Consider the following 12,965-nt stretch of genomic DNA (forward strand, 5'->3'; position numbering starts at 1 on the left):
GCCCGCGTCCGCCGCGAGGTGCGGCGGACGCGGGTCACGCGGGTCGAACGGGTCACGCGGGTCGAGCGGGGCCGGCGCATCGCCGGGCCGCGGTCAACAGGGGTTGACGGTGAGCCGGAACGCGGTGGTGTTGCGGATGTCCTGCGCGTTGCCGCTGGTGCGCAGGCAGTTGATCGTCGCCTCGCCGACGGCCGGGCCCTGGCCCGGTTCGGGGAGTTCGTTGGCCCAGACGCCGAAACCGGACTTGGCGTCCCAGGCGTCGCCGCTCTTGCGGGCGCCCGTCACGGAGATGTCGGTGAAGACGGTGTCCTTGACCGGGTTCTCGGGCTGACCGCCCGTGTACTTCGTCTGGAACATGATCCCGCTGTAGGTGGGGTCGACGATGTCCACGTGGTTCACCCGGATTCCCTGGAAGACCTTCGAGGCCGAGAAGAGCCAGATGCCGGGGAAGGTCTGGTTCCCCCAGAAGTGGCCGCCGGCGCGGACGACCGAGACGTTCTCGAAGGTCGTCGGCCCGGTCCCGAAGCCGTTCATCGGGTAGCCGAAGTCGAGCGAGGAGATGGTGATGCCGGAGTAGACGAGCGTGTCCGCGATGTGGATGTTGCGGAAGGTGTTGTCGTAGCCGCCGTAGACGGCGACGCCGGCGGCCCGCCAGGTGAGGGTGGTGGTCAGGTTCTCGTACACGTTGTTCTTCATGTCGGCGCCGCCCGCGTCGATCGCGGAGAACAGCGCGAAGCTGTCGTCGCCGGTGGCGCGGGCGTCGTTGTTGGTGACGAGGTTGTCGGTGGATCCGTTGGTCATGTTGACCCCGTCGGCGAACAGGTCGCGGATCCGGGAGTTCCTGATGGTGACGCGGTCGGTGTTGGCGCCCCAGTAGAGGCAGACCATGTGCTCGTTCCAGATGTCGTCGATGACGATGTCGGAGACGTTCGCGAGGTCGAAGACCTTGCCGGGGCCGTCGATGCGCGAGGTGTAGTTGCCGAAGTAGGCGAAGCCCTTGAAGAGCGAGCCCTTCGCGCTCGCCTCGGCCCGGAAGCCGATGTCGGTGTTGTCCTGGGTCGTGGGTGCCTGGAACCGGGTGTACCAGGGGCCGGCGCCGACGACTTTCACGGCCTTGCCGTAGACCTGGAACTTGCTCGACGTCTGGTAGTCGCCGGGCGGCAGGTACACGCCGACGAGCGTGCCCGTGGTGTCCATGCGGACCTTGTCGAGGGCGTTCTGCACGTCCTGGTGGGTGAAGCCGGCGGGCACGGTGTACGCTGCGGGGCCCGGGTTGGCCGCGGGGGCGACCTGCTCCAGGTTGACGAAGTCGATCGCGTAGGTGCTGGTGTTGGCGGCGTCCTTCTGGAGACGGATCCGGCTGCCGGCGGGGACGGTCTCGCCGAGCATCAGGTGCGCCTCGTCGTAGACGTGCCGCGGGGCGCCCGCGCCGGGTGAGTTGCCGGGCGCGGCCTCGGCACCGTACAGCCAGGCGTACTTCGAGGTGAGCGGCAGTGCCTTCTTGAAGACGCCGTCGACGTAGACGTCGATCGTGGAGTCGATCCCGCCGCCGCCCGCGGCGTCCGGGATGGAGAAGCGGGTGACCAGGGTGTTGGTGGCGGCGCGGGTGGTGAACTCGACGTACTCGCCGGTCGCGTCGAGGCTGACGGCCTTGCGGCCGGACGCCTCGCCGGCCAGGTCGCCCACGGTCCGGTTGGGGCCGAGGACGGTGGCGCCGCCGCCGGTCGTGCCGTCCTCCGCCTCGTACATGTCGTACGGCATGTGGGCGCCGCGCCCGACGAACAGCGGCTGGGTGGAGGTGTTGTCGGCCCGCTTGACCGGCGGTTCGGCGCTGTCGGCGGCGAGGACGGTCCGCACGGTGTACGTGCCGTCGGCCGCGGTCCACGGGCCGAGGGTCACGACGGCCGAGGCGCCGGGCGCGAGCGTGCCGCCGTGGGTGGCGGTCAGGGTCTTGACCGTGCTCCCGCGCTGGTCGAGCAGGCTGAGGGTGACGTCCTGGGCGCCGGAGGCGGTGGGCTGGTTGCCCTGGTTCTTCACCGTCACCTTGAAGGAGACCGTGTCACCGGCGGAGGGACTGGACGGGGTGGTCGCGACGGAGGTGGCGACCAGGTCGGAGCCGGCGACCGGCTTGACGACGAGGGCCGTGGGGCTGGTGAAGGTGTTGTTGGTCTCGTTCTGCTCGATGACCGCGTTCGTCTCGTCGGCGACCGCGCTCAGCTCGTACGAGCCCGCCTCCCGGGTGCCGAGGGAGGCGGTGACGGTGGCCTGGGCGCCGGCCGCGAGGGCGCCGACGTCGGCGGTGGCGACCTTGGTGCCGCCGAGGCGCAGGGCGAGCCTGCTCGCCGGGGCCGCGGCCGGGCCGTCGTTGCGGACGGTGGCCGTCACGGTGACGGGATCCGACTCGACCGGGGCGGCGGGCGCCGTGGTCAGGCCGGTGACCACGAGGTCCGGGTTCGGCGCGGGGACGCCGATCACCTGGAACTCGGCGAGCTGCCCGGCCGGGGCGCCGGAGTTGGCGGTGAACCTGAGCTGGACGTCGGCGGCGCGGGCGGACACCGGGACGGTGACCGTGTTGCCGCTCGCCGGGTCGAAGGCGTAGCTCTTCGCGGGGACCAGGCCGGTGTAGCCGGAGGCGTTCTGCTCCCTGCCGAGGACCTCGATCGTCTGGGTGCGGGCGGACCAGGCGGTGTCGGGGTTCAGCTTGAGGACGAGCCGGTCGACGTCGGCGTTGGCACCGAGCTTGACGGTGAGGGTGTTCGGATAGCTGCCGCCGGCCCCTTCCCAGTAGGTGGCCGTGTCGTTGTCGTCGGCGTTCGCGGCGACGTACGTGTGGACCGTGGAGGAGGCCTCGATCGGCTTGCCGACGGCGAGGTTGGAGCCGGTTCCGCCGCTGCCGTTGCGGGTGACGGTGTCGCTGTCGCCGGACCGGTTGCCGGCGGCGTCCTTGGCGCGGACGCGGTAGGTGACCGTGCTGGTCGCGGGCTGGGTGTCGGTGAAGGTCGTGACGTCACCGGCGACGCTCTGCCGCAGGACGTTGTTCGCGTAGACGTCGTAGCCGGTGACGCCCACGTTGTCGGTCGAGGCGGTCCAGGTGAGCTTGATCTGACCGCTGCCGGGCTCGGTGTACGCCAGGTTCGCGGGGGCGGTGGGCGCCTGGGTGTCGCCGGCGTCGCCGACGCGGGTGACGGTGTTGCTGTCGCCGGACTGGTTGCCGGCGGCGTCGCGGGCCCGTACGCGGTAGGAGACGGTCTGGTCGGCCGGCCTGCTGTCGGTGAACGTGGTGACGTCGGCGGCGACGGCGGTCAGCAGGGTGCCGTTGGCGTAGATGTCGTACCCGGCGACGGCGACGTCGTCGGTCGAGGCGGTCCAGGTGAGCTTGATCTGACCGCTGCCGGGCTCGGTGTACGCCAGGTTGGTGGGCGCGGTGGGCGCCCGGGTGTCGCCGGTGGCCGGGCCGTAGACCTCCAGCTCGGCTATCTGGGCGGCGGGCTGCCCGGTGTTGGCGGTCACCAGGACGCGGACGAAGCGTGTGGTGGTGGAGTCGAGGGAGATCGTCACGGTGTTGTCGTGCGCCGCGTCGAACGCGTAGGCCTGGGCTGCCGTCAGGTCGGTGTAGGCGGTGCCGTCGGCGCTGCCCTGGATCTTCAGGGTCTGGCTGCGGGCGCCCCAGCCGGCCGGCAGCTTGAGCACCACGCGGTTGACGGCGAGCGAGGAGCCCAGGTCGGCCTCCAGCCATTGCGGGAACGCGTTGTTGGCGCTCTCCCAGTAGCTGGAGCGGTTGCCGTCGTTGGCGTGGGGGGCGGCGTACACCTCCGTGTGACTGCTGGCCCGGAGGGTCTTGCCGGCCGCGAGGTTCGTCGAGGACTCGCCGGCGGCGTGCACTTCGAGCTCGGAGAGCTGGGCGGCCTGCCAGCCCGTGTTGGCGCTGACGGCGACGCGGACGTAGCGGGTCCGGGTGGCCGGGAAGGCGACGGTGACGGTGTTTCCGGAGCCGGGGTTGAAGGTGTAGGCGGCGGAGCCCTTCAGGGTGGTGAAGCTCGTGCCGTCGGCGCTGCCCTGGATCGCGAGGGTCTGGGTGCGGCTCTCCCAGCCCGCGGGAAGCTTCAGGACGACCTCGTCGACCCGCTCGCTGCCGCCGAGGTCGGCCTGGACCCACTGGGGCAGGCCGGTGCCGGCGCTCTCCCAGTAGGAGCTCTGGTCGCCGTCCGTGATGTTCGCGGCGGCGTATCCGCTGTGGGCGCTGCTCGCCGACGCGGGGTCGCCGAGCGCGATGTCGGGTCCGCCCGCGGCGTGGGCGGTCATGAGGGGACCGCCGAGCGCCAGCAGGCTCGTCGTGATCGCGGCGCTGAGCCACCGTGATCTCCAGGTGGGGGTCGTCATCGTTCCTCGCATTTCTGATGTCGTGGAATGCGGACGGTGCGGGGGTTCCGGGTTGGTGGGCTCCGGTCGGGGATCCGTTTCGGTGGTCAGTTCCTGCGGATCACGAAGGGGGAGCCGGCTCGTAGCCGGCGATGAGGGTCTGTCCGGAGCAGGGCAGCGGATCGTGGAGGGCGACGGAGGCGCCGAGGTCGACCTGGACTGGAGGAGCCCAGCACGACTCCATCAAAGGATGGCGACGTCGCGTCGATTTCTTGAGTAGATATGTGACTCACTTGCAACGTCGAGGTGACAGGTTTCTACTGCCTGCCGTGTTTGTCAACGATCCCGTCAAGTCCCCGACACAGAACGGCGATTGAAACGCCGAACGGCACCGGTGTCCTGGCCACTGCGAGGAGCGGGGACACCGGTGCCGTTCGGCGACGCGGCTGGGGCATGGAAAGAGGGTGGGGGATGGGGGCGGAGCGACGGAGCGGGCGGGTGACGGAGCCTCAGAGGGTCACTCGGCGGGCGGCGGCGCGGTCGAGCCGCGCACCACGAGCTCGGGCTCGAAGAGCAGCTCGCCGGGGTGTGCCGCGCTCCCCTGGATCTGCGCGCCGAGCAGGTCGACCGCCGCGCGCCCCATCGCCTCGATCGGCTGCCGGACGGTGGTCAGCGGCGGCTCCGTGCAGGTCATGAACGCCGAGTCGTCGAAGCCGACCACCGACACGTCGGCGGGAACGGACAGCCCCCGTCGGCGGGCGGCCCGGATGGCACCGAGGGCGAGCGGGTCGCTCGCGCACACGATGCCGGTGACCCCGCGCTCCAACAGACGGGTGGTCGCCGCCTGGCCGCCCTCCAGGGAGAAGATCGACCGCTCCACCAGCTCGTCCGCCCAGGTCATGCCCGCTGCCTCGGCGGCCACCCGGGCGGCCGCCAGCTTGCGGCGCGAGGGCACGTGGTCGGAGGGCCCGAGGACGAGGCCGATCCGCTCGTGGCCGAGCGAGGCCAGGTGGCGCCAGGCCTGCTCGACCGCGACCGCGTCGTCGCAGGCGACGCAGGGGAAGTCAAGGCCTTCGATGGAGGCGTTGACGAGGACGACCGGGATCTTGCGCTCGGCGAGCTGGTGGTAGTGCTCGTGCGGGGCGTCGGCCTGCGCGAACAGGCCGCCGGCGAAGATGACGCCGGAGACCTGCTGCTGCAGCAGGAGGTCGACGTAGTCGGCCTCGGACACGCCGCCCCTGGTCTGGGTGCACAGCACGGGGGTCAGCCCCTGCTGGGCGAGCGCTCCCCCGATGACCTCGGCGAACGCGGGGAAGATCGGGTTCTGCAGCTCGGGGAGGACCAGGCCGACGAGCCGGGCGCGCTCCCCGCGCAGCTGCGTCGGCCGCTCGTATCCGAGGACGTCCAGGGCCGTGAGGACCGACTGGCGGGTCGCCTCGGAGACCCCGGGCTTGCCGTTGAGGACACGGCTGACCGTCGCCTCGCTGACCCCTACCTTCTTCGCCACCTGAGCAAGTCGTCGCGTCATGAACGCAAGCGTAGCGCAAGAAATGCAAGCCAGTTGCAGTGGAAAGCGAATCCTTCGGTGTCCGAAGGTCAGGGGCCGACGGCCGAGGACCGCAGCCACGCCGCCGTGTCCGGCGGGAGGGTCCCGTCGGGTCCGAGCGGGCCGCTGGCGAGCAGGAGAAGGTCGTGCGGGGGCAGGGAGACGGGCGAACCGGAGAGATTGACGACGCACAGCAGGCCCTCGGGCCGGGCGAAGGCCAGGACGTCCTCCCCCGCCGGCAGCCAGTCCATCGGCCCGTCGCCGAAGCCGGGCTCGGAGCGGCGTAGCCGCAGCGCCTCGCGGTACAGCGTGAGCATGGAGCGGGGGTCGGCGCTCTGGCGGTCGACGGCGTAGTGCGCCCAGTCGGCGGGCTGCGGCAGCCACGGCTCGGCGCCGGTGCCGAAGCCGTACGCCGGTGCCTGCGCCTCCCACGGCAGCGGGACCCGGCAGCCGTCGCGGCCGGGATCGGTGCCCCCGGAGCGGAAGTACATGGGGTCCTGGATGCGGTCGGCGGGCACGTCCGCCTCGGGCAGGCCCAGTTCCTCGCCCTGGTAGAGGTAGACGGAGCCGGGCAGGGCCAGGGTCAGCAGCGCGGCGGCGCGGGCGCGGCGGGTGCCGAGGGCGAGGTCGGTGGGGATGCCGAAGCGCTTCTTGGCGAAGTCGAAGCCGGTGTCCTCGCGGCCGTAGCGGGTGGCGGTGCGGGTGACGTCGTGGTTGCACAGCACCCAGGTGGCGGGCGCGCCGACGGGGGCGTGCTCGGCGAGGGTGCCGTCGATGGCGCCGCGCAGCCGCCCGGGCTCCCAGGGGCAGGCGAGGAAGGTGAAGTTGAAGGCGGTGTGGAGCTCGTCGGGGCGCAGGTAGCGGGCGAAGCGTTCGGGGTCGGGCAGCCACACCTCGCCGACGAAGACGCCGCCGTAGGTGTCGGCCACGGCGCGCCAGGAGCGGTAGATGTCGTGGAGTTCGTCCTGGTCGATGTACGGATGCGGGTCGACGCCCTCCTCGAAGTCGGCGAGCGCGGGGTCCTTGGCGAGCAGGGCGGCGGAGTCGATGCGGACGCCGGCGACGCCGCGCTCGAACCAGAAGCGCAGGACGTCCTCGTGCTCCTGGCGGACGTCGGGGTGGGCCCAGTTGAGGTCGGGCTGTTCGGGGGCGAACAGGTGGAGGTACCACTCGCCGTCCGGGACGCGGGTCCAGGTGGCGCCGGCGAACTGGGAGGGCCAGTTGTTCGGCGGGAGTTCCCCGTTCTCGCCGCGCCCGGGCCGGAAGTGGAAGCGCTCGCGCTCGGGGCTGCCGGGTCCGGCGGCGAGCGCGGCGCGGAACCAGGCGTGCTGGTCGGAGACGTGGTTGGGGACGATGTCGACGATGACGCGGATGCCGATCGCGGCGGCCTCCGCGATCAGTTTCTCGGCCTCGTCGAGGGTGCCGAAGACGGGGTCGATGGCGCGGTAGTCGGCGACGTCGTAGCCGCCGTCGACGAGGGGTGAGGCGTACCAGGGGGTGAACCACACGGCGTCGACGCCGAGTTCGGCGAGGTAGGGCAGTCTCGCCCGGACGCCCGCGAGGTCACCGGTGCCGTCGCCGTCGCCGTCGGCGAAGCTGCGGGGGTACACCTGGTAGATGACGGCGTCGCGCCACCAGGCGTCGGTGCGGGGCGCGTGAGGGGCTGCCACAGGTCGTTCCTTTCGGGCAGGGAGGGTTCTTCGCCGCCGTCCCGACGGCTGCGGGGCGGTGGGACGGGACGGCGGCGAAGGCTTCGGGGAGGCGCCCGGCACGAGGGGCCGGGTCGGGCGGGCCGGGACGGGGCGGGGCGGGCCGGGCGGAGGTCAGCCCTTGAGGCCGCCGGCGGTCAGGCCGCTCATGATGTTGCGCTGGAAGAGGAGGAAGACGATCAGGGTCGGCACCGAGGCGATGGTCAGCGCGGCGATGAGCACGTTGACGGGGACGCCGTTGGACAGCGAGTAGATGCCGACGTTGAGGGTCTGCCGGGCGGGGTCGGGCAGGGTGAGCATCGGCCAGAGGAAGTCCTTCCAGACGCCGACGACCGCGAAGATCGACACCACGCCGAGGATGGGGCGGGAGATCGGCAGCACGACGGACCAGAGGATCCGCAGGGGTCCGGCGCCGTCCAGGGAGGCGGCGTCGAGGAGTTCTCGCGGGATGGAGTCGAAGAAGCGCTTCAGCAGGAAGATGTTGAAGGCGTTGGTGACGGACGGCAGCCAGATCGCCCAGGGCGTGTTGAGCAGGTTGCGCTCGACGACCGGCACGTCGAGGACCGTCAGGTACTGGGGGACGACGAGCACGGTCGCCGGGATCATCAGGGTGGCGAGCATCATGCCGAGGATCGCCCTGCCCAGGAACGGGCGCAGCTTGGACAGCGAGTACGCGGCCGCCACGTCGAGGACGAGCTGGAAGACGAGGGCGCCGAGCGCGTAGTACAGGGTGTTGAGGAGCAGGGAGGAGAGGTCCATGACCTCCCAGGCCCGGCTGTAGTTGTCCGGGGCGAAGCTTTCGGGGACCAGGGTCGGCGGGGTCCGGACGACCTCCTGGGCGTCCTTGAAACCGCTGGAGGCCAGCCAGTACAGCGGCCCGATGAAGGTGAGGGTGAAGCCGGCGACGACGAGGACGAAGACGGTCCGGTAGAGCGCCCGGCCCCTGGGCCTGGCGAGGACGGCCGGCGAGATGAGTGTGCGTGTGGACATGGTCGACTCCCCTGGCCTACGCGTCCTCGGCGCGGCTGAGTTTGACGTACACGGCCGAGAACCCGGCGAGCAGGACGAGCAGGAGCAGGCCGAGCGCCGCCGCGGCGCCGTAGTTGTTGAAGTTGAAGGCGTACTGGTAGATGAGGTACACGACGGTGGTCGTGGAGCCCTCGGGGCCGGCGCCGCCGGTGAGCAGGAACGGTTCGACGAAGACCTGCATCGTCGCGATGACCTGCATGAGGAGCATCAGCGACAGGACGAGCCGGGTCTGCGGGACGGTGACGTGCCAGATCTTGCGGAACAGGCCGGCGCCGTCGAGCTCGGCCGCCTCGTACAGCTCGCCGGGTATGCCCTGCAGGGCGGCGAGGTAGATGAGGGTCGCGCCGCCCATGTTCATCCAGGTGGAGGCGATGACCACGGAGAGCATGGACAGGTCGGGGTCCTGCAGCCATTGCTGTTCGGGCAGGTGCAGGAAGCGGAACAGCTCGTTGAGGAGCCCGTACCCCGGGTCGTAGAGGTACTTGAAGAGCAGCACGGCGGCGACGGGCGGCAGCATCACCGGCAGGTAGACCAGCAGCCGGAGGTACGCCTGGCCGTGCCGGAACTCGTTGATGACCACGGCGACGACGAAGGGCACCGCGAAGCCGAGGACCAGCGCGAGGACGGTGAACAGCAGGGTGTTGCGCCAGGCCTGCCAGAACGCCGGATCGTGGAAGACGGTGACGAGGTTGTCGAGGCCGACCCAGGTCGTCCGGCCGCCCTCGGTCTTCTGGAACGCGAGGAGGAACTCCCGGATCATCGGATACCAGGAGAACACCGTGAAGCAGAGCACGGCTCCGATGAGGAAGCCGTGGGCCGTCGCATGGCGCTTCAGGCTCCTGGCGAAGGAGCCGCCGGGGGCCGGCGGGCGCTGTGCTCGCGGCGTGGGAGGGCGGGGAGCTCCCGCCTTGCTCGGGGTCAGGCTCGGGGCCGACATCGTCGCTCCTTGGTACGGGACTGCCGTTTCTGCCGCCGGGCGGGGCGACCGGGGGCCGGACGCCCCGCCCGGGCCGGTCACTGGTTGGCCAGGACCTGGTTGACCTGCGCCTCGGCGGTGGACAGGAGCTTGTCGATGTCGGCGTCCTTGTTGGTGAGGATGCCGGACATCACGGTGTCGAGGACCTTGTAGATCTCCTGGGCCTTCGGCGGCTCGGCCTTGCCCGGGACCGGGTTGTCCATGAAGGTCCTGAAGTTGGCGACCGGCATGGTGGCGTTGGCCAGGCGCGCCGCGTCGTCCTTGGTCTTGGACTCGTTCTGCCAGAAGTTCGGCTGCGGGACGCCGACGGGGAGCTTGTCGGCCTTGGTGCGCGCCCAGTCGAACTGTCCCTTGCCGAGGGTGAGGTTCTTGAAGTTGAGCCAGGCGATCGCGGCCTTGATCTTGTCGCCGGAGATGCCCTTCTTGATCATGTAGTTGTTGCCGCCGGCCAGGGTGTTCCTGCCGCCGGGGATCGGGCCCATGCCGAAGTTCTCGTATGTCGCGCCGAGTTGCTGGACCATGTACGCGATGTCGTCGGGGGCGGCGAGGAACATCCCGAGCTTGTCGGTGGCGATCTGCTTCTGCAGGTCGCCCCACTGGAGCAGCTGGGTCTTGCCCATGCTGTCGTCCTCCCAGCGCATGGCGTGGAGAGTGGCGGCGACCTCCCTGCCGGTCGCGTTGTTGAAGGCGGCCTTCCGGCCGCTCGCGTCGACGATGTCGCCGCCGCGGCTGTACATCTGGGCGGTGAAGTGCCAGCCTCCGGTGTTGCCCGCGCTGTACTCGCCGAAGCCGGCCGTGCCGTTGCCGAGGCCGGCGATCTTCTTGGCGGCGGCGCGGACCTCGTCCCAGGTGCGCGGCGGGTTGTCGGGGTCGAGCCCGGCCTGCCGGAAGAGCTTGCGGTTGATGAGCAGGCCCATCGTGTAGTTGCTGGTGGGCAGTCCGTAGAGCTTGCCGTCGTGCTTGAGCGAGCCGAGGACGTCGGGGTCGATGTCCTTGAGCAGCGGCACGGTCCGGTCGGTGACGTAGGCGCTGATGTCGGCGGCGCCGTCCTCGGACAGCACCTGGGGCAGGTCGGTGAAGTAGGTGTAGAAGACGTCCGGCTGGGACTTGGCCTTGAGCATGGCCGTGAAGCGCGGCGGCTCCAGGCACTGGCCGGGGGTGGAGCGGCCCTCGATGGTGACGTTCGGGTACGTCTTGTTGAACTCGGCGACGTCCTCCTTCCACTCCTTGAGCTCGGCCGCCTTCGCCGCCGGTGGCATGCAGTCGATGGTGAGCGTCACCTTCGTCCGGGGGTCCAGCGGGGCGGACGGGTCGGTCGATCCGCTCCCCTCGGCACCGCCGCCGTCGTCGCTGCTGCTGCTGGTGCCGCAGGCGGCCAGCGCGGTCAGCGTGAGCGCGGAGACGAGGGCGACCGCGCTGGCGCGGCGAGTACGGCGGAGCCGGGCAACTCTCATGGGTGGTCCCCTTCGGGCATGGCGTGGAGGAGGCCCCACCGTCCGTGCGGGTGCGCTGTGGGGCGGGCCACACTCAACCACCGACGACAAGCGGACGCAAGATATCGCGCCGATTTCGCAATTGCTCGACAATCCAGAGTCGTCAAGCCACCAGACACCAGCCGCCCGGACGCCAGACGCACGCCGCACACGCCCGACGGCGCCATCGCGTCGAGCGATGGCGCCGTCGATCGGGTTTCGCTGGATCGGATCAGGGGTCGATGACCACCGTGCAGGTGTACGTACCGGGCTCGAGGTCCCGGAACGTCTCCGAGGTGTCGTCGTAGACACCCGGGGTGGCGTCGGCCGGTGTCGCCGTCAGGTCGGTGCCGGCCTGGGCGCAGCTGATCTTCGACTTGGTGCCGGGGCCCTCTCCGTTGTCCACCTGCGGCTGGAACGAGACCGTGATGTTGGACAGCGGCGTGTTCCGGAAGGTGACCGCCTCACCGACGTACGGGGCGTCCGTGCAGGTCGCCGCGTTGTTCACGAGCACCGTCTTGTCGGCCTCGCCGTGGTAGCCGACCGGCGTGACCTCGTGCACGGTGTGGTTGCCGAACTCCAGGTTGTCGAAGCAGACCTTGCCGCTCGCGTTCGTCGTCTTGGTGACGCCGTCGATGGTGAACGAGACTCCCGGGTGGGGCTGGTCACCTGCTCCCGCGTTGGCGTGCTTGCGCAGCTTCGTGATCTCGATCGCGCCGCGCTGCCTCGGGTCGACGAAGGTGAGCGGCACCGTCTGCTCGGCGTTCACCGTGATGGCCTGGTCGGGGGCCGGGTCGTGGCCGGCCGGCACGACCGTCTCGTGGACGATGTAGTTCCCGGTCGGCACGTTGGGGATCGTGCACACGCCGTTGGTGTCCGTGGTGCACTTCAGGGTGGTGACGACGTCCTCCGCTCCGCGCGGGAGGGTGAGCGGGGCGTTGTTCTCGTACAGGGTGAACTCGGCGCCCTGCAGCTCGACGTCGCGGTCGTCCGTCTTCAGGATCTGGACGCTGCCGCAGTTGGATACGGAGATGTTCGACGGCGGGATGAAGTCCTTCAGGGCCGCGGTGAAGCTGTCCGACGAACGGCTCTTGAGGTAGGCCGAGCCGAGCCTGGCGCAGGTGCCGTTGCTGGGCAGGAGCGCGCTGAGGCGGACCGAGGCCTCACCGAAGGTGCGGGGGCTGAGGGAACCCAGCGGGCCGCCCTCGACCGCGGAGATCGCGCTGGTGTTGATCGAGCCGGTGGCGTCGCCGGCCGAGGAGAGGTCCTCGGGCGCGCTCCAGACACCTCCCGACGTCCACCGGCGCAGCCTGATCGTCGGCCGGGTGCCGCCCTTGTCGAGGTCGTAGGTGATCAGCAGGTCGCCGACCGTCCGCATGGGGGTGACCCCGTTGGCACTCTTGACCCGGCTCTGGTTCAGCTCGAAGTCCATGTTCGTCGTGCCCGAGGGGTCCTGCACGCGGGTCCAGAACAGGTGGAGGAAACCGTCGCTGGTGTTCCCCTCCTGGTAGACGCCGAAGTACCTCAGATCGCTCTTGTTCGGGGGAACACCGCCGGCGCCGAGCGTGGGCACGGCGGTGTTCTCCTTGGTGCCCTCGGTGAAGGCGCTGTCCTCGCCGCCGATCAGGGTGTCCTGGGTGCGGATCTCGGAGACGTTGTTCCAGTCGAGGTCGCCCATGACGTCGACACGGAGGTTGGCGTCGGCGTCGATCTCGAAGTCGCTGCCGGTCAGGCTGGGCGGCGGGGCGTCGGCGCTGGCGAAGGTCGTCGGCAGGAAGCCGGCGGTGAGCAGGGCGGCGGTGGCCGCCAGCCGGAGAGCGGCTGAGCGTCTGCGGCGCGGTTGCGCGGAAGGCGTCACTGCGGATTTCTCCTCG

At 70.5% G+C, this 12,965-nt stretch carries 8 protein-coding genes; all 8 read right to left on the reverse strand.

The features are described 5' to 3' along the window. Positions 1–93: 93 nt before the first annotated feature. The 8 genes from ACIGXE_RS14465 to ACIGXE_RS14500 all read right to left on the reverse strand — a co-directional run bounded on the left by ACIGXE_RS14465 (position 94) and on the right by ACIGXE_RS14500 (position 12,949). Positions 94–4,380: a discoidin domain-containing protein gene (locus tag ACIGXE_RS14465; RefSeq protein WP_399747018.1), complete on the reverse strand. Its 4,287-nt coding sequence runs from the start codon at positions 4,378–4,380 to the stop codon at positions 94–96. Between the two features lie 100 nt (positions 4,381–4,480). Next, entirely contained in the window at positions 4,481–4,603 is a 123-nt protein-coding gene (locus ACIGXE_RS14470; protein WP_399747020.1) for a hypothetical protein, read from the reverse strand. A 273-nt stretch (positions 4,604–4,876) separates the two neighbouring features. Then, the gene (locus tag ACIGXE_RS14475) at positions 4,877–5,887 is read right to left on the reverse strand and encodes a LacI family DNA-binding transcriptional regulator (RefSeq protein ID WP_399747022.1); all 1,011 of its coding nucleotides are present in this window, start codon (positions 5,885–5,887) and stop codon (positions 4,877–4,879) included. 68 nt (positions 5,888–5,955) lie between these two features. After that, positions 5,956–7,575, reverse strand: a complete 1,620-nt coding sequence (locus tag ACIGXE_RS14480; protein ID WP_399747024.1) for a glycoside hydrolase family 13 protein — start codon at positions 7,573–7,575, stop codon at positions 5,956–5,958. A gap of 153 nt (positions 7,576–7,728) precedes the next feature. Next, positions 7,729–8,604, reverse strand: coding sequence for a carbohydrate ABC transporter permease (locus tag ACIGXE_RS14485; protein ID WP_399747026.1), 876 nt, complete (start codon positions 8,602–8,604; stop codon positions 7,729–7,731). A 16-nt stretch (positions 8,605–8,620) separates the two neighbouring features. After that, a complete protein-coding gene (locus tag ACIGXE_RS14490) occupies positions 8,621–9,580 on the reverse strand; it encodes a carbohydrate ABC transporter permease (RefSeq protein ID WP_399747028.1) in 960 nt (319 codons plus the stop codon). 77 nt (positions 9,581–9,657) lie between these two features. Next, complete coding sequence (locus ACIGXE_RS14495) at positions 9,658–11,073, reverse strand: ABC transporter substrate-binding protein (RefSeq protein WP_399747030.1); 1,416 nt, start codon at positions 11,071–11,073, stop codon at positions 9,658–9,660. Positions 11,074–11,323: 250 nt separating this feature from the next. After that, a complete protein-coding gene (locus ACIGXE_RS14500) occupies positions 11,324–12,949 on the reverse strand; it encodes a collagen binding domain-containing protein (protein WP_399747032.1) in 1,626 nt (541 codons plus the stop codon). Positions 12,950–12,965 lie beyond the last annotated feature (16 nt).

The sequence above is a fragment of the Streptomyces sp. NPDC053431 genome, assembly GCF_044544925.1.
GTDB lineage: Bacteria > Actinomycetota > Actinomycetes > Streptomycetales > Streptomycetaceae > Streptomyces.